Source organism: Paractinoplanes hotanensis, from assembly GCF_023717965.1.
GTDB classification, from domain to species: Bacteria; Actinomycetota; Actinomycetes; order Mycobacteriales; family Micromonosporaceae; genus Actinoplanes; species Actinoplanes polyasparticus.
The window spans coordinates 109,560-132,189 of record NZ_JAMQOL010000017.1; the positions used below are offsets into that span (position 1 = coordinate 109,560).

Annotated in this window: 22 protein-coding genes and 1 pseudogene; 13 read left to right on the forward strand and 10 right to left on the reverse strand. The window is 70.3% G+C overall.

What is annotated here, in order from left to right; all coding sequences use genetic code 11:
• Positions 1–119 precede the first annotated feature (119 nt).
• On the forward strand, positions 120–1,268 hold the full coding sequence (locus tag LXN57_RS14695) for an endo-1,4-beta-xylanase (RefSeq protein WP_251798690.1): 1,149 nt from the start codon (positions 120–122) through the stop codon (positions 1,266–1,268).
• A 282-nt stretch (positions 1,269–1,550) separates the two neighbouring features.
• Here the strand turns inward: LXN57_RS14695 and LXN57_RS14700 are convergent.
• From LXN57_RS14700 to LXN57_RS14715, 4 genes and pseudogenes are all read right to left on the reverse strand, one after another.
• A pseudogene (locus LXN57_RS14700) lies at positions 1,551–2,052 on the reverse strand (AAA family ATPase); the annotation flags it as partial.
• A gap of 91 nt (positions 2,053–2,143) precedes the next feature.
• Complete coding sequence (locus LXN57_RS14705) at positions 2,144–2,461, reverse strand: hypothetical protein (RefSeq protein WP_251798692.1); 318 nt, start codon at positions 2,459–2,461, stop codon at positions 2,144–2,146.
• A gap of 15 nt (positions 2,462–2,476) precedes the next feature.
• On the reverse strand, positions 2,477–2,698 hold the full coding sequence (locus LXN57_RS14710) for a hypothetical protein (RefSeq protein ID WP_251798693.1): 222 nt from the start codon (positions 2,696–2,698) through the stop codon (positions 2,477–2,479).
• 15 nt (positions 2,699–2,713) lie between these two features.
• Positions 2,714–3,439 (reverse strand): SDR family oxidoreductase, encoded by a 726-nt coding sequence (locus LXN57_RS14715; RefSeq protein WP_251798695.1) that lies wholly within the window; start codon positions 3,437–3,439, stop codon positions 2,714–2,716.
• A gap of 81 nt (positions 3,440–3,520) precedes the next feature.
• Between LXN57_RS14715 and LXN57_RS14720 the strand changes: the two genes are divergently transcribed.
• Positions 3,521–4,087 (forward strand): TetR/AcrR family transcriptional regulator, encoded by a 567-nt coding sequence (locus tag LXN57_RS14720; RefSeq protein ID WP_251798697.1) that lies wholly within the window; start codon positions 3,521–3,523, stop codon positions 4,085–4,087.
• A 251-nt stretch (positions 4,088–4,338) separates the two neighbouring features.
• On the opposite strand, the gene LXN57_RS14725 is transcribed toward LXN57_RS14720, so the two are convergent.
• Together LXN57_RS14725 and LXN57_RS14730 are read right to left on the reverse strand one after the other, a co-directional pair.
• Positions 4,339–4,683, reverse strand: a complete 345-nt coding sequence (locus LXN57_RS14725) for a VOC family protein (RefSeq protein WP_251798699.1) — start codon at positions 4,681–4,683, stop codon at positions 4,339–4,341.
• A 209-nt stretch (positions 4,684–4,892) separates the two neighbouring features.
• Positions 4,893–5,831: a LysR substrate-binding domain-containing protein gene (locus tag LXN57_RS14730; protein ID WP_251798700.1), complete on the reverse strand. Its 939-nt coding sequence runs from the start codon at positions 5,829–5,831 to the stop codon at positions 4,893–4,895.
• Between the two features lie 77 nt (positions 5,832–5,908).
• Here LXN57_RS14730 and LXN57_RS14735 point away from each other — a divergent pair, with 77 nt between their 5' ends.
• Positions 5,909–6,949: a threonine aldolase family protein gene (locus LXN57_RS14735; RefSeq protein WP_251798800.1), complete on the forward strand. Its 1,041-nt coding sequence runs from the start codon at positions 5,909–5,911 to the stop codon at positions 6,947–6,949.
• 210 nt (positions 6,950–7,159) lie between these two features.
• Here LXN57_RS14735 and LXN57_RS14740 read toward each other — a convergent pair whose 3' ends face one another.
• Positions 7,160–8,500: a reverse transcriptase family protein gene (locus LXN57_RS14740; RefSeq protein ID WP_251798702.1), complete on the reverse strand. Its 1,341-nt coding sequence runs from the start codon at positions 8,498–8,500 to the stop codon at positions 7,160–7,162.
• A gap of 174 nt (positions 8,501–8,674) precedes the next feature.
• Here LXN57_RS14740 and LXN57_RS14745 point away from each other — a divergent pair, with 174 nt between their 5' ends.
• On the forward strand, positions 8,675–8,956 hold the full coding sequence (locus LXN57_RS14745; RefSeq protein ID WP_251798703.1) for a YhaZ family DNA alkylation repair protein: 282 nt from the start codon (positions 8,675–8,677) through the stop codon (positions 8,954–8,956).
• Here the strand turns inward: LXN57_RS14745 and LXN57_RS14750 are convergent.
• Positions 8,905–10,089, reverse strand: coding sequence for an acyl-CoA dehydrogenase family protein (locus LXN57_RS14750; protein ID WP_251798705.1), 1,185 nt, complete (start codon positions 10,087–10,089; stop codon positions 8,905–8,907). The genes LXN57_RS14745 and LXN57_RS14750 overlap by 52 nt on opposite strands.
• 163 nt (positions 10,090–10,252) lie before the next feature.
• On the opposite strand from LXN57_RS14750, the gene LXN57_RS14755 reads away from it, so the two are divergent.
• The 8 genes from LXN57_RS14755 to LXN57_RS14790 all read left to right on the forward strand — a co-directional run bounded on the left by LXN57_RS14755 (position 10,253) and on the right by LXN57_RS14790 (position 19,691).
• Positions 10,253–11,986 carry a flavin-containing monooxygenase gene (locus tag LXN57_RS14755; protein WP_251798707.1) on the forward strand — a complete coding sequence of 578 codons (1,734 nt, stop codon included), beginning with the start codon at positions 10,253–10,255 and terminating at the stop codon, positions 11,984–11,986.
• Between the two features lie 73 nt (positions 11,987–12,059).
• The gene (locus tag LXN57_RS14760) at positions 12,060–13,175 is read left to right on the forward strand and encodes a substrate-binding domain-containing protein (protein ID WP_251798709.1); all 1,116 of its coding nucleotides are present in this window, start codon (positions 12,060–12,062) and stop codon (positions 13,173–13,175) included.
• 57 nt (positions 13,176–13,232) lie between these two features.
• Complete coding sequence (locus LXN57_RS14765; RefSeq protein ID WP_251798711.1) at positions 13,233–13,982, forward strand: ATP-binding cassette domain-containing protein; 750 nt, start codon at positions 13,233–13,235, stop codon at positions 13,980–13,982.
• 67 nt (positions 13,983–14,049) lie between these two features.
• Positions 14,050–15,249: a sugar ABC transporter permease gene (locus tag LXN57_RS14770; protein ID WP_251798712.1), complete on the forward strand. Its 1,200-nt coding sequence runs from the start codon at positions 14,050–14,052 to the stop codon at positions 15,247–15,249.
• Positions 15,246–17,336 carry an AMP-binding protein gene (locus tag LXN57_RS14775; protein ID WP_251798714.1) on the forward strand — a complete coding sequence of 697 codons (2,091 nt, stop codon included), beginning with the start codon at positions 15,246–15,248 and terminating at the stop codon, positions 17,334–17,336. Before LXN57_RS14770 ends, LXN57_RS14775 begins: the two co-directional genes overlap by 4 nt.
• Complete coding sequence (locus LXN57_RS14780; protein ID WP_251798715.1) at positions 17,333–17,971, forward strand: TetR/AcrR family transcriptional regulator; 639 nt, start codon at positions 17,333–17,335, stop codon at positions 17,969–17,971. The genes LXN57_RS14775 and LXN57_RS14780 overlap by 4 nt, the downstream gene beginning before the upstream one ends.
• Positions 17,968–18,687 (forward strand): SDR family oxidoreductase, encoded by a 720-nt coding sequence (locus LXN57_RS14785; RefSeq protein WP_251798717.1) that lies wholly within the window; start codon positions 17,968–17,970, stop codon positions 18,685–18,687. Before LXN57_RS14780 ends, LXN57_RS14785 begins: the two co-directional genes overlap by 4 nt.
• Positions 18,684–19,691, forward strand: a complete 1,008-nt coding sequence (locus LXN57_RS14790) for a phosphotransferase family protein (protein WP_251798718.1) — start codon at positions 18,684–18,686, stop codon at positions 19,689–19,691. Before LXN57_RS14785 ends, LXN57_RS14790 begins: the two co-directional genes overlap by 4 nt.
• Before the next feature lie 152 nt (positions 19,692–19,843).
• Here LXN57_RS14790 and LXN57_RS14795 read toward each other — a convergent pair whose 3' ends face one another.
• Positions 19,844–20,419, reverse strand: a complete 576-nt coding sequence (locus LXN57_RS14795) for a lysophospholipid acyltransferase family protein (RefSeq protein WP_251798720.1) — start codon at positions 20,417–20,419, stop codon at positions 19,844–19,846.
• Between the two features lie 291 nt (positions 20,420–20,710).
• Here LXN57_RS14795 and LXN57_RS14800 point away from each other — a divergent pair, with 291 nt between their 5' ends.
• Positions 20,711–22,102 (forward strand): pyridoxal phosphate-dependent decarboxylase family protein, encoded by a 1,392-nt coding sequence (locus tag LXN57_RS14800; protein WP_251798721.1) that lies wholly within the window; start codon positions 20,711–20,713, stop codon positions 22,100–22,102.
• On the opposite strand, the gene LXN57_RS14805 is transcribed toward LXN57_RS14800, so the two are convergent.
• Complete coding sequence (locus LXN57_RS14805) at positions 22,099–22,590, reverse strand: anthrone oxygenase family protein (protein ID WP_251798723.1); 492 nt, start codon at positions 22,588–22,590, stop codon at positions 22,099–22,101. The genes LXN57_RS14800 and LXN57_RS14805 overlap by 4 nt on opposite strands.
• Between the last annotated feature and the right edge of the window lie 40 nt (positions 22,591–22,630).

Below are 22,630 nucleotides of genomic sequence, written 5' to 3' on the forward strand. Positions count from 1 at the left end.
GGCGGCGCCGGAAGGAAGCCTCTTGACCGCCCGAAGAGATAACGCATAGATTCCTGTCATTACTTCCGGAAGGTTTCCGGAAGTTTCGGTCTCCATCGTCCTCTTCGCAAGGAGTTCCGGTGCATCGTCTTCGACTTACCTTTGCTGTTGCCAGCACCGCAGTGCTGCTGGGCGGACAACTGACCTTTGTCGGCTCGGTTCCGGCCGGCGCCGCGCCGCCGGCTGCGAAACCGTCACCGCCTCAGGCCTACCCTGCCGATTCGCTTCGCGCGCTCGCCGCCCGCGTAGGCCTGCGCGTCGGCACGGCCGTGAACATGGATCAGCTCGGCACCAACGAGAAGTACACGCAGATCACCGCGCAGCAGTTCTCCTCGGTCACGGCGGAGAACGTGATGAAATGGTCCGAAGTGGAGCCCACCCGCGGCAACTACACCTGGGAGAAGGCCGACCAGCTCGTCGCGTTCGCGAAGAAGAACAAGCAACTGGTACGTGGCCACACGCTGCTCTGGCACAACCAGCTGCCCACGTGGCTGTCCTCCGACGGCTACACGACCACCTTGTCGAACGACGAGGTCAAGGCGGTCCTGAAGAAGCACATCTTCGACCAGGCGCGTCACTTCAAGGGCGACATCTGGCAATGGGACGTGGTCAACGAGGCCTTCGACGACAACGGCCAGCCCCGCCAGACGATCTGGTACAAGGCGTGGGGCGGCACCGGCTACATCGCCGACGCGTTCCGGTGGGCACATCAGGCCGACCCCAAGGCCTTGCTCTTCTACAACGACTACAACCTCGAGTTCACCGGGGTGAAGAGCGACGCCGTGTACGCGCTGGTGCGCTCGCTCAAGGCTCAGCGGGTGCCGATTCACGGCCTCGGATTCCAGGGTCACCTCTCCACCCAGTACGGCTACCCCGACCTCACGAACAACCTCGAGCGCTTCGCCGCCCTGGGGCTGAAGGTCGCCCTCACCGAGGTGGACGTCCGCACGCTGACCAAGGCGGACGCGGTCAACGAGCCGGTCGACGCGCTTGCCCCGTACGCCCAGGAAAGTTACTGGTCGCGCACGCTCAAAGCATGCCTGGCCATCCGTGCCTGCATCTCGTTCACGCCGTGGGGCTTCGGCGACGCCTACTCGTGGGTGCCCGGCGTGTTCGCCGACCCGCAGGAAGGCGCTGCTCTCATCTACGACGAGCAGCTGAATCCGAAGGGACAGTACGACGTGCTGCAGCAGGATCTGGCGCTTGCCGCGGGCGCCCCGCGCCGCTGAGAGCCGCCCCGCTGCCGCCGGCGCGTAGCCGGCGGCAGCCTGCTGTCCGCATGCGCTACCTCCCGGCTTCGTCCACAAGCCGCACCGGAATCAAGGTTTCCCCGGCCCGCACAGCCGCGTCGAGGCGCAGCCCACCGCGTACGGCAAAGAAGTGTGGGCTCTGGTGGACAACCTCGATCTCGCCGCCGCTGTCGATGGACGACGTCCGCCGCACCCGACGAGGGTCGAGGAAACAACCCGGCGCCCCGGCCCGTTCGATGATGCGAGCAACGATGTCGGCCGGGGTGGCGCTGGTCGTGTCGCAGATCAGGTCGTAATTCTGCAACCGGGTCTTGTCGGCCCCGTAACGGGCGAGGAAACGCTGCCGCTCGCTCTCGCTGCGCGCCGCCAGCTGCGTGCACGCATCCTCGAGGCTGCTGTACTGCTCGACTGGGCCGCCGGCGCGGCCCAGAACCCGCCGGGCCGCTATCACAGGGTCGGTGACCAGATGGACCTTGTACGCATCGCGGAAGAAGTGCCAGGCCAGGCGGCTGTCGACAACCAAGGGCAGGCCCGACGCCGCGATGTCGTACTGGAGCTGATCGATGTAGTGGTCAATTTTGTCGTCGAGCTCGGCGTGCAGGTTGAATTGGAGTGCGGTCATGCCGCGCTCGGCCGCCATCTGCCGGTAGAGGTCGCCGATGCTGACCCGGCGCACTCCCAGCCGTTCTGCCAACGCGACTGACACCGTTGACTTGCCACTGCCGAGGTCGCCGTTGAGGACGACCGTCCGAGGACCGGTCATCGATCAACTCTACGCGGTCAGTGCCGCAGCTGAACTCCTTGACCGATCGCGTCGGTATGGCCAGTTCAAGGAGTACCTGACCCGCGCCGATCTAGAGTTTGGGGTGCTGTGGGCCGCCGAGCTTGATGGAGATCGCGTCGACCAGCTTGCGGTGGGCGGTTCCGTCCGGCGGCGCCGAGTTCTCCTGGTCTGCTTCGGCGGCGACCTCATCGGTGATGAAGGCCGATTCGGTCAGCTGGATGAGAAGGTCGGTCCAGCGAGGCCCGGCCATCGCCGGGATCGGTGCTGGACGGGTCCGGGGGGCCGGCATCCAGGACTTCGGGTCCACCGATGTGCCGTCCGGCCGAGTACAGATGATCGCGACCGAGACGCTGTCCGCGTCGCGATACTGGTCGGCGATCTGCTGCATCGTCTTCCGGCACTGCTAATACAGGGCCGCGTCGCCACCCGGGCTGGCCCGGGCGGGTGCCGAGCCTGCTGCGGCGAGAACACACGCCAGCCCGGCCAGCCCGGCCGGGTCGGCCGGGTCGGCCTCCTCGCGCTCGAGCCGGGTGATGAGGACGAGCTGGCGGCGCAGCAGATTCTGGTGGCGGCGGCCCAGATCAGCCAGGCTGTCGGTGGGTGCCGCGACCGAAGAACATGACAACCTGGAAGTGGCGGCCTACGGCACGAAGCCTGCGAGCTGCTCGTCGAGCCAGGGGTACAGCTCCTCGGCCCTCGTGTTGAGCCGGGCCTTCAGGCCGCGGGTCGGCTCATCGGCCAGCACCTCGATCGAGCCGTCGGCGACCGCGTCGTAGGCCTGGGCGACGACGTCGGCCGGGTTGACCTTGGGGACGTCCCAGCGCGCCGACATCGCAGTGTCGACCATGCCGACCAGTAGGCCGATGACCTGGGTGCCCTGGGCGCGCAGCTCGACCCGTAGCGCGTTGGTCGCCGACCACATCGCCGCCTTCGACGCCCCGTAGCCGGTCGGCACGTTGATCCAGGCGGCGGTGGACAGGATGTTGAGCAGCGTTCCGCCGCCGTTGGCCGCGAGCACCGGTGTGAAGGCGCGCGCGACCCGCAACGTACCGAAGAAGTTGGTCTCGAAGGTCCGGCGCAGCTCGTCCTCGGGGCCGGAGATGGAGTCGCCGGCGGGGGCGATGGCCGCGTTGTTGATCAGCAGGTCGACGTCCGGGGCCGCTTCGGCAGCGCGGCCGGCGTCGTCGGGGCTGGTCAGGTCGAGGGTCAGCGGCCGGATGCGGGCGTCGTTCCACGGCTTTCCGGTACGCGCGGCGGCGTAGACCCGGGAGGCGCCACGCTCGAGCGCCTGGCGCACGAACTGCTCGCCCAGGCCGCCGTTGGCGCCGGTCACGAGGACCGTGCGGCCGTCGAGTGGCTTGTTCATCTAGACTCCTTCGACAAGTGGGGAATGCCCCCGGAAAAACTATGTGGGGACTATCCCCGGATAGTCAAGAAGGATGTGGTGATGGCGACAACGAAGCGCCCGATGCGCGCCGACGCTCAGCGCAACCGCGACGCGATTCTCACCGCGGCCCGTGAGACGTTCCAGGTCGACGGCGTGCTCACCTCGCTCGACGGCATCGCCCTGCGGGCCGGCGTCGGCAACGCCACGCTCTACCGCAACTTCCCGACCCGCGACGACCTGCTCGCGGCGGTCATGCAGACGAGCATCGCGGACGCGCTGACCGAGGCCGACGAATTGGCGCGTACGCTCGGGCCGCGCGAGGCCCTGGCCGAGTGGCTGAAGCACCTGACCTGGCAGCTGCGCATCTGGCACGACCTGCCGTACTGCCTGGCCGCCGCCCACCACGACGCCGCCTCGCCCATGAAGCCGGCCGCCGACCCCCTGCTGACCCGCACCGGCGCGCTGCTGGCGACGGCAAAGGCCTCGGGCGACGCGACCGCCGACATCACCGCCGACGAGGTGTACGAGTTGGTGCTCGCCCTGTCCTGGGCGGTCGACCGCTTCCAGGACGACGAGCCCGCCGCTCGCCGCCGCGTGGCCATGGGGACGGCCGGCATCTTCGCCTGAGGGGCCAGCAGACGTCGTGGCCGCTCGGCGCCAGCATCACCGCCGACGCCGCCGGCTGCCAATGGCGGAGACAGAGCCGCGCGTACGTTTCGGCCAGCTCGGCCGCGTCCAGGCCGGGCATGGACTCGGTCAGCCCGTCGCACGTCGCGCGGACGGTCAGCAGCCAGTCGTCGTCGGAGTAGTCGAGCAGCGTGCCGTCGAGGTCCAGCAGGACGACCCGCCGCACCCTCCGGCCGGGGATCTCGAGCCGGTCACTCAACCGGGCCGCCGCCGAAGCCGATCTCGTTGCCGTCGGGGTCGCGGAAGATGGCCTTGCGGACGCCGTTCTCGTAGGTCTCCACAGTGGCCGGTTCGAGGCCCCGGCCGGCGATCTCGGCCAGCCGGGTGTCGTAGTCGCCGACGAAGATGGTCTGCAGGGCGTGGCCGGCCCGCTCGGGTAGCACCTCGACGTAGAGGTAGCGGTGGTCGGCCAGTTCCCACACCGCCTCGGTGTCGTTGGGACGGAACGCCGGCTCGGCGCCGAGAAGTCGTTCGTACCAGGCGATGGCGGCGGCGTAGTCGCGGACCGGAACGCCGGCGAACAGGTCTACGGTCATGACGCTCAGGCTAGTGGCTGTCTCTCTACCTGTTTCCGCAGCCGGCGCGAATGATGGTTCGTCGGGCCTCGTTTCTGCCGTTCGTATCGCCGTCACAGTGACGCTGTTCCGAACGCCGCCACGTGGGAAGGGGCGATCGAACCGTGAGTCCTTGTCCGTACGGCGGCTGTATCAGCAACGTGCCGACACCCCCTGGACACGCTCCTCGGTCATCGTGTAGTCAGCGTGTCATTGGACTCTGATCTGCCTGGGGCGCCACGCGCTCGGCGGGTCAGTTCCCGGTGCAACTCCTTCACCGCCGGGTTGAGGTCGCCGGTGCGGCTGGTGAGGTGCACCTGGCGGGTGATTTTCGGCGGGCCGGCGATGTCGAGCAGCGCTATCCCGCCATGGGAGGTCACCGCCGACCGCAATATCAAGGCGACGCCGAGATCCGCCGCGACCAGCGCCAAGACCGCCTGGCTACTGTCAGCGCGGTGACTGATTCGGGCCTCGAAGCCGGCCGCGCGCGTCACCGACTCGGTCACCGCCTGGAATCCCGACTCGGCCCGGGACGCGATCCACTCGCCGTCGGCGAAGTCGGCCAGCCGGACCGGCCCGTCACCCGCAGGGCGCAGGCGCGGCGGGACGGCCAGCACCATGGGGTCGGCGAACAGCGGGCTCTGGGTCAGTCCGCGTAGGTCGGACGCGGGCAGCGGCGCGTATTGGTGGGTGATCGCCGCATCGATCGTCCCTAGCCGCAGGGCGGGCAGGGACGCCTCCGGTTCGAGTTCCGTGAAGATCAGCCGCAGCTCGGGGTGCCGCCGCCGGATCGCGCCCAGTGCCGGAGCAACGATCCGGGTGGTCGCCGTCGCGAAGGCGGCCAGCCTCAGCCGACCGTGCCCGACCGTTCCCGAGGCGAGGACCGCCTGCTCGGCCGCTTGCAGGTCGGCCAGGATCACACGGGCGCGTTCCACCAGGACCTCACCGGCATGGGTCAGCCGGACGCTGCGCGCCGCGCGTTCCAACAGGGGCACGCCGAGATCGCCCTCCAGAACGGCGAGCTGCTGCGACGCAGCAGCCGCGCTGCATCCGACCGCAGCGGCCGCACCCGCGATCGACCCGGACTCGGCGACGGCGACCAGCAGATGCAACCGACGGGTGGCGAGCATCGGAAAATCTTATCCTTGACGACGCGGATACCAGCTTTCCGAGTGGTCACGTCGGCGTCCAGAATCACAGCGTGACGATGCACGATGCGAGCTTTCGCGGATTCGCCAGCGACAACTACTCCGGCGTCCACCACGAGGTCATGGCCGCTGTCGCCGCCGCCAACGGCGGCCATCAGGTCAGCTACGGCGGGGACGTCTACACCGAGCGGTTGCGGGAGGTGTTTCGTCACCACTTCGGCCCGGAGGCCCGGACGTACCCGGTGCTCACCGGTACGGGCGCCAACGTGATCGCTCTGCAGGCCGCCTGCGACCGCTGGGCCTCGGTGATCTGCGCTGAAAGCGCCCACCTCCACGTCGACGAGTGCGGCGCCCCGGAGAAGGTCGCCGGCCTCAAACTTCTCACCGTCCCTACCACCGACGGCAAACTGACCGTAGAAGCGATCCGGCGGGAGGCCCGAGGTTTCGACGACGAGCACCGTGCCCAACCCCAGGTGGTCTCCCTGGCCCAGGCCACCGAACTGGGCACGGTCTACACCCCGGCCGAGATCCGCGCCATCACCGACTTCGCCCACGCCCACCACATGCTGGTCCATCTGGACGGCGCCCGACTGGCCAACGCCGCCGCCCACCTCGGCTTGCCGCTACGCGCCTTCACCACCGACGCCGGAGTCGACATCCTCTCCTGCGGCGGCACCAAGAACGGCATGCTCCTCGGCGAAGCCGTCGTGATCCTCAACCCCGCCCTCGACCGAGGCGTCGACCACCTGCGCAAGGCGTCCATGCAGCTGGCCTCGAAGATGCGCTTCATCTCGGCGCAGTTCCTCGCCCTCCTGGATGGCGACCTGTGGCTACGAAACGCCACCCACGCCAACACCATGGCCACGCTGCTTCATGACCGGATCCGCGACCTGCCCGGCCTGACAGTCAACTACCCAGTCCAGGCCAACGCCGTCTTCGTCACTCTCCCCGAACTCGCCCTGGCTGCCCTGCACGACCAGTTTCACTTCTACGATTGGGCCGGATCCCACGCCCAAGCCCGCTGGATGACCACCTTCGACACCACCCCGGACGACATCACAAGCCTGACCAGAGCAGTGGAAACGGCTCTGACGTCGTAGGAGCAAAACGGTAGATAGCGGCGCGAAAGGCTACGTGGGGTCACACTCTTGCCGCGGCGCGGCCCGCCCGACCATCCACAGCCGCACTGCGGACACACCGAACGCTGCGGTTTCCTCGCTGCCGCGATCCGAACCCGGCTCCGCCGGACCGTACGCCAATGCCGCGCCCGGCACACCGCGGAACAGACCCGACCTGACCGATCTTGAAGGTCAAGGACGGGCAGTTAGAGCGCGGGCGAGCAGTTCGTGGAGCTTGGCGGCGCGCGCCGGGTGGCGGTGCGACATCCAGGCGACCCGGCCGGCCAGGTGGGCGGCGAAATCGGCGTGGCCGTCGCGGTTCGCTTCGGCGAGCCCGTGCCGGGCGGCGTTGTGCAGGACGGCGCGCAGCCGGTCGTACTGCTCGCGGGGGACGGCCGGGCGCCCGTTGACGACCAGGCCGGTCAGTTCCTGGCGCTGCGACCGCCGGCGGATCCGGGTCTTGCCGGGGTGGACGCGGAAGCCCTCCTCTGCGGCGATCAGGCCGGTCAGCTCGACGAGCCGGTCGACGCGGGCGTTGGTGAGCGTGCCCGAGAAGGCCAGATCGTCGGCGTACCGGCCGTAGGTGACGCCGAACCGGTCGGCCAGCCCGCTGAGCCGCCGGTCGAGGCGGAAGGCGCACAGGTTGGCGAGCGCGGGCGAGGTCGGCGCGCCCTGCGGCAGGTGGGGTTGGCGCAGCAGCGCGGCCAGGTGCGGGTCGGGCGCTTCGCGAAGGACGTGGGCCGGTGTACGCGTGGTGGTCAGAGCGGTCAGGGTGTGCGCGACCGGCTCGGGGTAGCCGAGGCCGCGGAACAGCCCGTAGATCCGGGCCGCCGTGATGCTCGAGAAGAAGGCCCGCAGGTCGAGGCGCACCAGCACGTCGGCGCCGGTGTGGGCCCGCGCGAAGGTGTGCGTGCCCCGGCCCGGCACGAACCCGTGAGCGCTGTCGTGCACCGGCGCCACCGACAGGATCTGATCGAGCAGGCGCCGTTGCAGGTCGCGCATCCGCGGTTTCGGCGCCTCGATCAGCCGGTGCGGCCGCCACACGTACCGGTAGTGGCGCAGTCGTTCGTCCCGGGCGTGCCGGTTGATCTCGCGCCGGTCGGCGAACCAGTCGAGCGCGTCGCCGTCGAGCTCCAGAAACGCGGCGAGTTCCGCCAGGTCGCCCAGAGCAGGAGCACCCCACCGCATCCGTACGACCCGGGTCGGCGCCACGATCCGGCGCCGGATGACCGCGCGGCGGGCCAGGGCGCGGTTGATCAGAAATTGACGCAGTTCCCGCGGGCGGTCGACCGGTGCGCGCGGGTACGCCGACAACACGGCCGCCACCAGCCGTCGCGCCCAGGGCACGCGCCCCGCGACGACGGCCCGTACGACTGCTTGCATCTGCGCCGGACGCCAGTCCGTGGTGAGCAGAGCGTCGGCGAGGGCGCCGGCCACCTGCGGCGGGGCAGCGTGCCCTGACGATTCCCGGTCGTGCCTGCGCAGTGCCGCGCGAAGCGCTGCGTCGCGCCGGCGATGCGCTGCGGTGCTCAATCAAGCGTCCTCGGGGTTGCCCCGAAGAGCCCCCGCCGCCGCGAACGGCGGTCGACGGCCAGCTCAGGACACGCTGCCATCGGGCCAGCATAGAGACCCCGCGCAAGATCAGTCCGGCGTCCCGGCGGGCTGGGCCCGCCCCGCCAGGCAGGCCCGCCCGCTGGGCCTGTCGTCGTGACACCCACGATCCTGAACCGTCCCGCGCCGGAGGAGCCCGGGCGTGACACCCCTGCCATCGACTACGTCGTGCACCACCGGAAGGCGAACAGCGCCCAGACGGCCAAGACCTACAAGCTGACCACCGCCACCCTCGCACCCGGCGCGACCCTCGAGGTGCGCCGCCGGCATTCGTTCCGGGTCATCACCACGCGCCGCTACTACCCGGGCCCGCACGGCATCGCGCTTCAGGTCACCGGCGTCGCCTCCGAGGTGGTCTCCTTCGAGCCGGCGCCGTAGCGGCGGACCGCGCGGCGGGCCAGCGAGGAGCGGTGGACCTCGGACGGGCCGTCGTAGATGCGGAACGGGCGGATCTCGCGGGCTATCCGGGCCGTGGGCAGGTCGGCCGAGACGCCGGCGCCGCCGCACATCTGGACGGCCCGGTCGGCCACCCGGTGCAGGGCTTCGGCGCCGAAGACCTTGGCCAGGGAGGTTTCCTCGCGGCTGGGCCGGCCGGCGTCGAGGGCCCGGCACGCGGTGAGCAGCAGGGCGCGGGTGGCCGCGAGGTCGATCTCGTTGTCGGCGATCATCAGTTCGACCATGCCGTGCTCGGACAGGCGGCGGCCGGCGGCGGTGCGGTCGCTGACGTAGGCCACGGCAGCCTCGTGGGCTCGCTGGGCGGCGCCGAGCCAGCGCATCACATGCGTGAGGCGGGCCGGGCCGAGGCGCACCTGCGCGTACCGGAAGCCCTGGTCCACCTCGCCCAGCACGTCGTCCGGGCCGACTCGGACGTCGGTCAGCTCCAGTTCGCAGTGGCCGCCCAGCATCGACTTGTCCATGGTGGTCACATGCCGCACCAGGCGGATTCCGGGTCGGTCGGCGGGAACCAGGAACATCGTCGCGCCGCCCTCGGTGCGGGCCATCACGATGAGGAATCCCGCGCCGTCGGCGCCGGTGATGAACTTCTTCCGGCCGGTGACGAGCCAGCCGTCATCGGATGCGCGGGCGGTAGTCCGGAGCGCGTTCGGGTCGGAGCCGGCGCCCGGTGGCGGCTCGGTCATCGCGAAGGCCGAACGCACCGAACCCCGGGCCAGGGGAGCGAGATATCGCTCCCGTTGCGGACCGGAGGCGACCTGGTCGAGCAGGTGCAGGTTGCCCTCGTCGGGGGCGTTGATGTTGAGCGCCATCGGGCCGAACAGCGAGCGTCCGGCGGCCTCGAAGACCGGGGCCCGTTGCTCCATGTTCAGGCCCAGACCGCCGTACTCCAGCGGGGCGTGCGGGGCGAAAATGCCGGCGAGCCGAGCCTTCTGCTGGAGCTCGACGCGAAGACTTTCACCGCCGGCCGCGTCGACGGAGCCGTCCGAGCTGTCCTCGGCAGGGATCACATGCTCGTCGATGAATGATCGCGTGCGCTCGACGATGTCGCTGGTCATAGCCACCCCGCTCGTGACGATCTCGTTAAGGAAATGTTGCCGGGAGTGTTGCCTGTCACACGGGTGAAGGTCCACACTCTTGGCTACCGAGCGAGCGCTCGGGCTGTATCAGCTTGATACGGACGGGAAGGGCGCGTCAATGGCGACGGAGACACATCAAGCCATGACAACCGAGGTCACGGCGGAGGCCACGTTCGCCGCCTGGCTCGGCCGACTCACCGCGGCCCTCGAGGCCGCCGACGCAGCGGGCGCCACGGCGCTGCTCGCCGAGGACTGCTGGTGGCGCGACCTGCTCGCGCTCACCTGGGACCTGGGCGTCCACCACGGACGCGACCAGGTCGCGGCGATGCTGAACGAGCACCTCACCCCGGACTCCTTCACGAACATCGCGATGGTCACCGAGTTCGGCCCGCGCTACCAGGGCGACGACGTCGTCGAGGGCTTCATCACCTTCGATACCCCGCTCGGGTACGGGCGGGGCGCCGTCCGCCTGCGGCTGGAGAACGGCCGGTGGGTCGCCTGGACGCTGATGACCGAGCTCGACGACCTGCGCGGCCACGAGCGCCGCATCGGCGCCCGCCGGTCGCGGGGCCCCCGCCACGAGGCGACCGGCAACTGGCTCGACGAGCGGCGGGAGCACGTCCGCTTCGCCGGCCGGGAGCCGGACGTGGTCGTGCTCGGCGCCGGCCAGGGCGGGCTCGCGGTCGCCGCCAACCTGGGCCTGATGGGCGTCGACACCCTGGTGCTCGAGAAGAGCGAGCGGGTCGGCGACGGCTGGCGCAAGCGCTACCACTCGCTGGTGCTGCACGACCCGGTGTGGGCGGACGCCCTGCCGTACATGCCGTACCCCGAGTCGTGGCCTGTCTACTGCCCGAAGGACAAGATCGCCGACTGGTTCGAGTCGTACGCCGCGGCCATGGAGCTCAACGTCTGGACCTCGGCCGAGATGACGTCGAGCAGCTTCGACGAGGCGGCCGGGCGGTGGACGCTGGTCGTCCGTACGCCCGAGGGCGAGCGCGAGGTGCATCCGCGCGACGTCATCCTGGCCACCGGCGCCGCGGGTGAGCCCAACGTGCCCGACTTCCCCGGCCGCTCCTCCTACGAAGGCGTCAGCTACCACTCGAGCGGCCACCGGAGTGGCGGTGACTGGTCCGGTCGCAAGGCGGTCGTCGTCGGCGCCTGCAACAGCGGTCACGACATCGCGCAGGACCTGTACGAGGCCGGCGCCGACGTCACGCTCGTGCAGCGCTCGTCGACCCACATCATCAGCCAGGAACACGGCATCCCGGCCATCTTCGGCAGCAACTTCGTCGAGGGCGGCCCGCCCACCAAGTACGCCGACCTGCTGGCCGCCGGCACGCCGTGGCCGCTCGTGCTCGAGATGGCCAAGGAGGGCGTGCAGGAGACCGCTCGCAAGGACGCCGACCTGCTGGCCGCGCTCGACGCGGTCGGGTTCAAGCGCAACGACGGGCCCGACGGCACCGGCCTGATGGGCTACGCGCTGGCGTACGGCGGCGGCTACTACATCGACGTGGGCGCTTCCCGGCTGATCGCCGACGGGAAGATCAAACTCGCCCAGGGCTCCGGGCTCGCGGAGTTCACCCCGGACGGCGTACGCCTGGAGGACGGCCGCACCCTCGAAGCCGACCTCGTCGTCCTCGCGACCGGTTACCGCAACATGCGCGAGACGGCTCGCCGGCTCTTCGGCGACGAGGTCGCCGACCGGCTCCCGCTCGTCCTCGGCATCGGCGAGGACAGCGAGATCGGCGGACTGTACCGGCGCACGGGTCACCCCGCGTTCTGGTACATGGGTGGCCCGCTCGCCTGGGTCCGCATCTACTCCAAGCACCTCGCACTCCAGATCACCGCGAAGCAGGCGGGGATCCAGCCGGAGTAAACGCCTTTCAGCGATACCGCCGGGTCGGCGACCCGGCGCGATACCTCATGCCCGTCCGCAGAGGAGTCAGCCCATGAAACGTCCTATAGCCATCGCCTGCGCCGGTCTTCTACTCGTCTCGGCCTGCGGGAACGGCGACTCTGACGCCGCCGCCGGCGGCAACGACAAGAAGCTCGTCTACTTCATGGCCCCCAACACCACTCCCACCCGCTACATCCAGCAGGACGGCCCGGCCTTCGAGAAGGCCATCAAGGCACTCGACCCGAGCGTCGAGGTCAAGTTCGTCAACGCCGGCGGCGACTCCAACCAGCAGCTGCAGCAGGCCAACGCGGCCATCGCGGCCGGCGCCAAGGCCCTGGTCGTCGTCGCGGCCGACCCGAACACCAGCGCCGGCCTGTTGCAGGCGGCCGAGCAGGCCAAGGTGCCGGTCATCGGCTACGAGAACCCGCCGGTCAAGGGCACGATGTACGCCCAGGTCATCTTCGACCCCGAGAAGGTCGGCGAGCAGCAGGCCACGTACTTCGCCGAGCAGGTGTCCAGCGGCAAGCTCGGCGCCAAGCCGGTCAAGGTCTCCCGCCAGTACGGCAACAAGGGCGACGTCTACACGACCCAGATGCTGGCCGGGCAGAACAAAATCATCGATCCGCTGATCCAGAGCGGCGACATCCAGGTCGTCTGCGAGGACTACATCAAGGACTGGGCGCCCGACAACGCCACCAAGGCGACCGAGCAGTGCCTGACCAAGACGCAGAACGGCGTGAACGCGTTCTTCGGGTTCTACGACGGCATCACGGCCGGCATCATCGCGGCGCTCAAGGGCAAGAACCTCAACACCCCGGTGTACGGCGGTCAGAACCCCGAGTTGACGGGGCTCCAGTACATGCTGACCGGCGATCAGCAGGACAACGTGCTCAAGGCGTTCTCGGTCGAGGCCGAGGCAGCCGCGAAGATCGCCCTCGCCGCCGCCGCGGGTCAGGCGCCGCCGGCCGACCTGGTCAAGGACACCATCGACAACGGCGCGATGCAGGTGCCCACGGCCAAGCTCGAGTCGACGCTGATCCACCTCGAGGACGGCAAGGACCCCGGCGACGCGGTGCAGAAGGCCGTCGACCTCGGCATCTTCACCTGGGCGCAGATCTGCGAGGGCCCGGCCGCGTCCACCGAGACCTGCAAGACCCGGAACAAGTAGCCCATCGCATGAGGGGGTGGCCGGAACTCACCGGCCGCCCCGCGGGGAGGACGTCCCATGAGCTTGCTCGAGCTCACCAAGATCTCGAAACACTTCGGCGGCGTACGAGCCCTGCACGAGGTCGACCTGGCGGTGGACCCGGGCGAGGTCGTCGCGCTCATCGGCGACAACGGCGCCGGCAAGTCCACCCTCGTCAAGATCGTGTCCGGTGTGGAGTCGCCCGACACCGGCGAGATCCGGGTCCGCGGCGAGAGTGCCCGCCTGGTCTCGCCGCGCGCGGCAGCCGAGGCCGGAATCCGTACTGTGTTCCAGGACCTGTCGTTGTGCGACAACCTCGACGCGGTGCAGAACCTCTTCCTGGGCCAGGAGAAGTACGGCCCGATGTGGTCCGGTCGCCGCATCCGCCGGCACGTCATGGAGGACCACGCCCACCGGATTCTCGAGTCCCTGTCGGTCAAGCTGCGCTCGCTGAGCACCCCGGTCGTCGCGCTCTCGGGCGGCCAGCGGCAGGGCATCGCGATCTGCCGGGCGCTGATCAGCGACCCGGCCGTGGTGATCCTGGACGAGCCCACCGCGGCCCTGGGCGTGTCCCAGCGCGCCGAGGTGCTCGACCTCATCCACCGGCTGCGCGACCAGGGCCGGGGCGTCGTCGTGATCTCACACGACATGAAGGACGTCCGGCAGGTCGCCGACCGGGTGGTGGTGCTGCGCCTGGGCTCCCGGGTGGCCGAGTTCCGCCGCGGCGAGTACACCCCGTCCGACCTGGTCGGCGCGATGACCGGCGCCCATGAAGGAGACGAGCTGTGAGCATCGCTTCTCCGCAGGCTTCCGGCGCGAACGGGACCCCGGCCGGCGCCCATGAAGGAGACGAGCTGTGAGCACCGCGACGACCTCCGCGCCCGGGACCCGGCGAACCCCGGCCGGCCGGGCCATCGAGATGGCCGCGCGGGGGCATCGCAGCCTCCCGGTGCTGATCGTGCTGGCCATCATCTGGACCGTCTTCTACAGCCAGAGCCCGGCCTACCTCAGCTTCCAGAACATCACCAACCTGACGCTGCAGATCGCGACGACGGCGATCCTGGCCCTGGGCGTGGTCTTCGTCCTGCTGGTGGGCGAAATCGACCTCTCCTCGGCCGTCCTTTCAGGAGTCTGTGCCGCCATCGCGGCCGGACTGGCCGTCAACAGCGGTCTGGCTCTGCCCCTCGCCATCGCGGTGGCGATCGCCGCGGGCATGGCGATCACGCTCGTCGAGGCCCTCGTGATCACGTTCGGGGTGCCGTCGCTGATCGTGACGCTGGGCGGCATGGTCATCCTGCAGGGACTCATTCTGGTCGTGCTGCCGCCCGAATTCACGGTCAGCGTGGCCGGCACCTCGTTCGCGAAGATCGCGAGCACGGCGATCCCGGCCGGCGCCGGCTATGTGCTGGCCGCGCTCGGAACGCTGGCTTTCGCCGCCTACCGCTTCTTTCAGTACCGGGAACGGATATCCACAGGCACGCGGACGTCGCCCGTCTCGGTCGTCGTGCCGTCGGTGCTCGTCGCAGTCGTGCTCTTCGGCGGGGTCTTCACGCTGACCCGCCAGCGGGGGCTGCCGATGCCGGTGCTGATCGTCGCGGTCATGCTGCTGATCGCCTGGTACTTCACCACGCAGACCCGATACGGCATTCACTTGTACGCGGTGGGCGGCGACCGGGAGGCGGCCCAGCGTGCCGGCGTCCCCGTGCGGCGCATGGTGATCTATTCGTTCCTGATTCTCGGGGCGTGCGCGGCGATCGCGGGCATGGTGGACGCCTCCCGGCAACTCGGCGTCTCGGTCACCTCCGGCGCCGGACCGCTGATGCTGAACGCGATCGCGGCCGCCGTCGTGGGCGGCGCCAGCCTGTTCGGCGGGCGCGGGTCGATCTGGTCGGCCATCCTGGGCGCGCTGGTCATCGGCTCGATCAGCAACGGCGTGCAACTGCTGGGCCTGACCACCGAGGTGCAGTACTTCGCGACCGGGTCGGTGCTCATCATCGCCGTGGCGGTGGACGTGGTCCTCACCCGCGGCTCGCTCTGGCCGGGCCGGCGCCGATGAAATGGATACCTGATCCGGTACGGATCCACGACACCCGCATCGTGCGGTTCGCTGAATGGCTGGTCGACCAGGGCCGCGCCGGGCTGACCGACGTGACGGACTACCGCGAGCTGCACGCGTGGTCGGTGGCGGCGCCGGGCGAGTTCTGGTGCGCGGTCGCCGAGTTCTTCGACGTCGAGTGGGCCGCGCCGCCGCGGGAAGCGCTGGCGGAACGGCGGATGCCCGGGGCCGTGTGGTTCCCCGGAGGCAAGCTGAACTTCGGGCGGCATCTGCTGCGCTCCGGACGCGACGACCAGGCCGCCGTGATTCTGGTCGCGGAGAACGGCGACAGAACGGTCCTGACATACGCCGAACTGCGCATCCAGGCCGGCGCGGTGGCCGGACGGTTGCGCGCCCTCGGCGTCGAGCCGGGCGACCGGGTGGCCGCCTATCTGCCCAATTGCGTCGAGGGAGTGGTCGCGTTCGTGGCCACCGCGATGGTCGGCGCGGTGTGGGCCCAGACCGGACTCGACTACGCGGCGCCCTCGGCAGCCGAGCGGATGGCCCAGCTGAACCCGAAGGTGCTGATCGCCGGCACCGGCTACCGCTTCGGCGGCAAGGTCCACGACCGGCGCGCCGCGGCCCGCGAGTTGCGCGAGTTGCTACCCGGCCTGCAACACACGATCACCGCAGAGACCGCCGGCGTTGCGGATAGCTCATACGGTGTGGAGCGCGCTGTTCCGGTGGGGACCGCCGCGGTCGGGGACAGCTCGTCCGGTCTGGAGGCCGCTGTCCCGGTGCGAACCGCCGGGGTTGCGGATAGGTCATCCGGTCAGGAGGGCGCTGTCGCAGCCGAGCCTTGGCGACTCTCGGATGGCTCATCCAGTTCTTGGGTGGAGGCGCTCGCGGCGACGCCTGTGCGGGAGGCTCTGGCTGTTGATTTCGATCACCCGTTGTGGGTGTTGTTCACGTCGGGGACGACGGGCAAGCCCAAGGGGATTGTGCACGGGCACGGGGGAGTGCTGCTGGAACAGCTCGTGTCGCCGGGGCTGCACATGGATCTGCGGGGCGACGACACGTTCTTCTGGTACACCACGCCGAACTGGATGATGTGGAACGCGCAGATCTGCGGGCTGCTGCACGGCTCGACCATTGTCTTGTATGACGGTAAGCCGACCTTCCCGGGCCCGGATGCGTTGTGGCGAGTGGTTGCCGACCATGACGTGACCGTGTTCGGCACCTCACCGGGGTATCTGGAGGCCTCGCAGCGGGCCGGCCTGAAACCGGATATCCCCTCCGTTCGGCTGGTCGGCGTCACCGGGTCCGTGCTGCCGGCCACGGCCAACGAGTGGTTTCGCGAGAACGTCAGCGACACTGTCCAACTCGGGTCGATGAGCGGTGGCACGGACATCTGCGGTGTCTTTGTCGCCAGTGCTCCCACCACGGCGGTGTACGACGGTGAGATCAGCGCCGCCGCCCTGGGCGCGTCCGTCGAGGTGTGGGACGCCGACGGCGGCCAGGCGCCGGACGGGACGCCGGGCGAGATGGTGATCACCGAGCCGATGCCGTCGATGCCGCTCTACTTCTGGGACGACCCGGACGGGCGGAAGCTGCGGGACACCTACTTCGACGTCTTTCCCGGCGTGTGGCGGCACGGCGACCTGATCGAGCGGACCCCACGCGGCGGCTACGTGATCCTCGGGCGCTCCGACGCCACCATCAACCGGCACGGGGTGCGGCTGGGCTCGGCCGAGATCTACGCGGCGATCGGCGACCTGCCGAACGTGGCGGACGCCCTGCTCGTCGGAGTGGAGCAGCCGGACGGCGGCTACTGGATGCCGCTGTTCGTCGTGCCGGCCGGAGCGGTCGAGCCGGCCGCCGTCAAGCGGGTGATCGCCGAGCGCACGTCGCCCCGGCACGTGCCCGACGACGTCATCCTCGTGCCCAGTTTGCCGCACACCAGGACGGGCAAGCGCCTGGAGGTTCCGGTCAAACGTATCCTCCAGGGCGCCGATCCCGAGCGCGTGATCGACCGGGGAGCCGTCGACGACGCCGGCGCCCTCGACACGCTGATCGCGGCGGCGCGCGCGGGACGGAGCCAGCCGTGAGCACGACGAAAGAGGCGAAGATGTCAGCCGGGCACGAGTGGCGCGAGTACGAGGCGCAAGACCTCTCGAACATCCTCGACGCCGCCCTTCAGGCCTTCTTCGAGCACGGCTATCACGGCACCACGACCCGCGACCTCGCGCGCCGGTCCGGCCTGTCGGTTCCGGGGGTCTACCACTACTACCCGTCCAAACAGGACATCCTCTTCGACCTGATGAACGTGATCATCGATGAGCTGCTGGAACGCAGCAAGCAGGCCCTGGCGGCCGCGCCCGGCGATCCGCGGTCGCAGTTCGACGCGCTGGTCGAGTCGCTGCTGCGGTTCCACATGTACCGGCGGATCGGCGCCACGGTGTCGACGGCGGAGCTGCGCAGCCTGGAGCCCGAGAACCGCGAGCGCTACGTCGCCAAACGCGACGAGCAGCAGCGCATGCTCGACCGGGTGATTCTCGACGGCGTACGGGAGAAGGCCTTCGCCACCCCGTATCCGAAGGACGCCAGCCGGGCCATCGCGTCGCTCTGCGTGGGTGTCGCGTCGTGGTACCGGCCGGACGGGTCGCTGCCGGTCGAGGCGCTGCTGGAGCGGTACTCGACGATCGCGCGTTCCATCGTCGGCATTCCGGGCGAGACCACGTGAGCGCCGGACGGTCGGCGCTGGTGACCGGCGCCTCCCGCGGCATCGGGCGGGGAATCGCGCTCGCCCTCGCCGCCCAGGGGTGGAAGCTCACGGTGGTGGCGCGCGATCCGGACCGGCTCGCTGCGGCGTTCGACGGTGTGGGCGCGTCCCGGATCGACAGGATCGCTGTCGACCTGGCGGCACCGGACGCGGCTGACGCCGTCGTGGCCGCGTACGCGGAGAAGAACTTGTCTTTGGACGCGCTGATCCTGGCGGCCGGCGTGGGATCGGCCGCGCCGCTCGACGGCTATCCGGTCGGGCGCTTCGACAAGCAGTTCGCGCTGAACACGCGGGCGCCGTTCGTGCTCGTCAGCCAGTTGCTGCCGCTGCTGCGGGCGGCTTCGGGCGGGGCGCGGGTCATCGCGCTGGCGTCGATCGCCGGCGTGCACGCGGAAGCGTCGCTGGGCGTGTACGGGGCCAGCAAGGCGGCGCTGCTCGCGTTGTGCCGCACCGTCAACGCGGAGGAATCGGCTCGCGGCGTCACGGCGACGGCAATCGCGCCCGGCTACGTCGACACCGACATGAGCGCCTACATCCACGACACCGTGCCGCCCGACACGATGATCCCGGTCGACGACGTCGTCCGCACGGTGACGGCCGTCCTGGGGCTGTCGCCGCGCAGCGTGATCGACGAGATCGTGATGCGCCGGGCCACCGCGGTGGGACACCGGCCGTGAGCCTCGACGTCGACGGGGTGCGGGCGTTCCTCGAGCAGCGGGGGATCCCGGTGGCCGGGCCGCTGGCGAGCACCCTGGTCAGCGGCGGCCGGTCCAACCTGACGTACGCGGTCACCGACGGCGCCCACCGCTGGATCGTCCGGCGGCCGCCGCTGTCCGGCCTCACCCCGTCGGCCCACGACGTGGCCCGGGAATGGAAGGTGACGCAGGCTTTGCAGTACAGCGCGGTGCCGGTTCCGCCGGCGGTGGCGCTCTGCGAGGACCCGGGACTGATCGGGGCGCCGTTCGCGGTGTCGGCGTTCATCACCGGCCAGGTCGTGCGCACCCGGTCCCAGCTCGAGGCGTACACCTCGCGCGAACTCGAGTCGTGCGTGACCGAACTGGTGCGGGTGCTGGCCGACCTGCACGCGGTGGATGTCGACGAGGTGGGGTTGGGCGGTCTGGGCCGTCCGGACGGCTTCCTCGACCGTCAGGTGCGGCTGTGGTGGCGGCAGTGGACCGAGGTGAAGAGCCGGGACCTGCCCGACGCGACGGCCCTGCACAGCCGCCTGGCCGGGGCGGTGCCGGCCCGGTCGGCCCACATCGGCGTGGTGCACGGCGACTTCCGGATCGACAACACGCTGCTCGACAGCGCCGACATCAGCAAGGTCCTGGCCGTGGTCGATTGGGAACTGGCGACGGTCGGCGACGTGCTGACCGACATCGCGCTCATGTGCGTCTACCGCCAGCCCCAGCTCGACCCGATCCTGGGCCTGGACGCGGCCTGGGCCAGCGACCGCCTGCCCAGCGCCGACGCGATAGCCGAGGCCTACGCCCGCCGCCGTGGCGTGAACCTCGACCACTGGCCGTTCTATCTGGCCCTGGCCAACTTCAAGCTGGCCGTCATAGCCCAGGGCATCAGCTACCGCGCCCGCCGGGGCGCCGCCGCGGATCCGACGTCGGCCCGGGCCGAGGACGCTGTGCAGCCGTTGCTCGCGGCCGGCCTCCGCGCCCTCACCCCGTGATCGCCCGCCGTACCCTGCCCGCATGCCTACGCCGATGAGCCCGTCCGTCCGCCGATCGGTCACGGTTGTCGCCCTGGCACTGGCCGACGCGGTCGGTGTGCTCGTGCTGGTTGCCGAGACGAACGAGCCGTCGCCCCGAGGCGGCGACCGTGCTACCGCCCGGCTGCCACCGGTGCGACGGCGCGGAGTTCGGCGGTCAGCCTCGCGGCGAGATCCGAGGCCGATTCCGACGGCGGCGAGGGGGTGGGTTCGAAGAACGTCACCTTCAGCCGGGGACGTCGCGGGAAGCGGGTGATGTCCACGGTCCCGGAGACCGCCGCGCAGACGATGCGGGACTGGGGCACGGCCTGAGCGAGGCGTCCGACACCGCTGCGGGCGCGTAGCTGCCGGCCCTGCGAGCGGCTGCCTTCGGGAAAGATCCCGACGCAGCCGCCGGCCGAGAGACACTGCACCGCGGCGTCCAAGGCGTCCGTGTCGGTCTGGCCGCGCCGGACGGGGATCTGCCCCATCCCGTCGAGCACGCGCCGCAGCAGCGGGTTCTTCCAGAGCGATGCCTTCGCGAGGGCCTGGATCTGCCGGCGCCGCCGGGCGGCGAACGCGATGACCACGGGATCCCACGCGCTGTCGTGGTTGGCCGGGACGATCGTCGCGCCGTGCGTCGGGAGGTGCTCCAGGCCGACCACCTCGAGACGACCCCACCAGCGGACGATCGGCCCTGCCGCCGCCATGACCGCTCTATAGACCGGCGGAATCCGGCCCGCGTTGTCCGTAGCAGCGGCTGACCGATTGCGTTCCATGACTCACTCTCACTGTTCAGGCCCGAGCAGAGGTGTGTCGGCCCGCCGGATCAGCACGGAGGAGAAGACGACATGTCCCCGATCGGACAGGCGCCGTCGCGGTAGGGCTGGTTGACTGCGAGTATGCCCTTTGAGCGGTACGGCGTGCCGGCTGGGGTGTCGCAGCGGCACTGGACCGGCGACGACGGGCATCCGGTCGTGGGCGCGCCGTAGTCTGCTCGCATGTCGGATCTTCTGGGACAGGTTCACGCGGCTGCCGGGGCCTATCTCGCGTCGCTCTCGGGGCGGGCGGTGCAGGATCCGGCGGCGCTGTCGCTTCTTGCTGAGCTGGGTGGTCCGTTGCCGGAATCGGGCGGCGATCCGGCCGAGGTGATCGAGCGGCTGCTCCGGGTGGGGACGGCGGCCGGCACGGCGTCGTCGGGGCCGCGGTTCTTTCATTTCGTGACCGGGGGAGTGACGCCGGCGGCGCTGGCCGCGGACTGGACGGCGGCGCTGCTCGACCAGAACGCGTTCTCGAAGATCTCGTCGCCGTTCGCGCACGAGGTGGAGACGGTGGCGCTGGGCTGGCTGCGGGACCTGTTCGGGCTGCCCGAATCGTGGGGCGGGGCGCTGGTGGGCAGCGCGACGTTCGCCAACTTCACGTCGCTCGGCTGCGCGACTCACTGGTGGGGGTTCCAGCACGGGATCGACACGGCAGCGGACGGGCTGGCCGAGCTGCCGCGGATGCCGGTGCTGTCGTCGGGGTACGTGCACGCCAGCGCCCGCAAGGCCCTGCAGATGCTCGGGCACGGGCGCAACGCCGTGATGGTCTGCGCGCGAGACGGCGTCGGGCGGATCGACCTCGGCCTGATGCGGCGGCACCTGGATTCGTTGAAGGGCGCCCCGGCCGTGCTCATCGCGAACGCGGGGGAAGTGAACGCAGGCGACTTCGACCCCGTGGCCGAGTTCGCCGGACTGGCCGAGGAGTTCGGCTGCTGGCTGCACGTCGACGGTGCGTTCGGCTTGTTCGCCGCCCTTTCCCCGCGCACGGCGCCTCTCGTGGACGGCATCGACCGGGCCCACTCGATCGCGGCCGACGCGCACAAGTGGCTCAACGTGCCGTACGAGAGCGGCTTCGCCCTGGTTCGTGACCAGGCCCGGCTGGGGGCGGCGTTCGGCATGCCGGGTGCGGCGTACCTGCCCGGGCCGGGCGATCCGGCGAGCGGCTACGCGCTGTACGGGCCGGAAAGCTCCCGCCGGGCGCGCTCGCTGCCGATCTGGGCCACGCTGGCCGCGTACGGGAAAGCCGGTCACCGCGAGATGGTCGAGCGCCACCTCGATCTGGCCCAGCACCTGGCAGCCCGCGTCGACGCCGCGCCCGAGCTGGAGCGGCTGGCCGACGTGAAGTTGTGCATCGTGTGCTTCCGAGCCAGACCGCGCGGCGTGGCCGACCTCGACGACTTCAACCGCCGCCTCGGCGCCGCCCTGCTGCAGGACGGCCGGGTGTACGCGGGCACGACCGTGTACGACGGCCGGGTCGCGCTCCGCCCGGCCATCGTCAACTGGCGCACCACCGAGGCCGACATCGACCTGTTCGTCGACGTCGTGCGGGAGCTCGCCCGGAAGATGATCTAACCGAGCTTGCCGCGGGCGACGAGCGCCCAGCACAGGCAGCCGAAGGCGGCCGTGGTGGCGAGCGTGCGGACCAGGTTCCAGGCCACCCAGCGCGCCTCGTCGAAGGCGGCGCGGACGGCGGCCGGGTCGGGGATCCGGCCGGGGTCGCCGGCGGCCTTGAGGGCGTCGTTCATCGGCACGTTGACGGCGATGGTGATGGCGAAGACGACGATGTAGAGGACGAGCGCGGCCAGCACCCAGGGCAGGATCTGCCGGCCCGGGTTGAGGAACGCCGAGACGGCCGTGAACAGCAGCGCCCCGAGGAAGCTGAGCATGAACCAGGGATTGATGATCGCCCGGTCGATCGCCTGGAAGGCCCCGATGAAGGTGCGGTCGCCGGTGCGGCCGAGGCCGGTCATCACGGTGTGCTGGTAGAGGCCGAACACGCCGGCCATCAATCCGGTCGTCATGGTTGCCGCGATCAGCGCGGTCACTCGCAGTGCGAACATGCCCCCAGTCAACCGGCGCGACGCCCGGCGCTCCATCGCC

What these genes read in the sequence shown, in the direction of transcription:
- LXN57_RS14715 (WP_251798695.1), bottom strand. Translation starts at nt 3,439, where the DNA reads ATGAACAAGCCACTCGACGGCCGCACGGTCCTCGTGACCGGCGCCAAC.
- LXN57_RS14795 (WP_251798720.1), bottom strand. Translation starts at nt 20,419, where the DNA reads ATGGCGGCGGCAGGGCCGATCGTCCGCTGGTGGGGTCGTCTCGAGGTG.
- LXN57_RS14755 (WP_251798707.1), top strand. Translation starts at nt 10,253, where the DNA reads ATGACAACCGAGGTCACGGCGGAGGCCACGTTCGCCGCCTGGCTCGGC.
- LXN57_RS14775 (WP_251798714.1), top strand. Translation starts at nt 15,246, where the DNA reads ATGAAATGGATACCTGATCCGGTACGGATCCACGACACCCGCATCGTG.
- LXN57_RS14800 (WP_251798721.1), top strand. Translation starts at nt 20,711, where the DNA reads ATGTCGGATCTTCTGGGACAGGTTCACGCGGCTGCCGGGGCCTATCTC.
- LXN57_RS14750 (WP_251798705.1), bottom strand. Translation starts at nt 10,089, where the DNA reads ATGACCAGCGACATCGTCGAGCGCACGCGATCATTCATCGACGAGCAT.
- LXN57_RS14765 (WP_251798711.1), top strand. Translation starts at nt 13,233, where the DNA reads ATGAGCTTGCTCGAGCTCACCAAGATCTCGAAACACTTCGGCGGCGTA.
- LXN57_RS14760 (WP_251798709.1), top strand. Translation starts at nt 12,060, where the DNA reads ATGAAACGTCCTATAGCCATCGCCTGCGCCGGTCTTCTACTCGTCTCG.
- LXN57_RS14805 (WP_251798723.1), bottom strand. Translation starts at nt 22,590, where the DNA reads ATGTTCGCACTGCGAGTGACCGCGCTGATCGCGGCAACCATGACGACC.
- LXN57_RS14705 (WP_251798692.1), bottom strand. Translation starts at nt 2,461, where the DNA reads ATGCAGCAGATCGCCGACCAGTATCGCGACGCGGACAGCGTCTCGGTC.
- LXN57_RS14735 (WP_251798800.1), top strand. Translation starts at nt 5,909, where the DNA reads ATGCACGATGCGAGCTTTCGCGGATTCGCCAGCGACAACTACTCCGGC.
- LXN57_RS14720 (WP_251798697.1), top strand. Translation starts at nt 3,521, where the DNA reads ATGGCGACAACGAAGCGCCCGATGCGCGCCGACGCTCAGCGCAACCGC.
- LXN57_RS14730 (WP_251798700.1), bottom strand. Translation starts at nt 5,831, where the DNA reads ATGCTCGCCACCCGTCGGTTGCATCTGCTGGTCGCCGTCGCCGAGTCC.
- LXN57_RS14725 (WP_251798699.1), bottom strand. Translation starts at nt 4,683, where the DNA reads ATGACCGTAGACCTGTTCGCCGGCGTTCCGGTCCGCGACTACGCCGCC.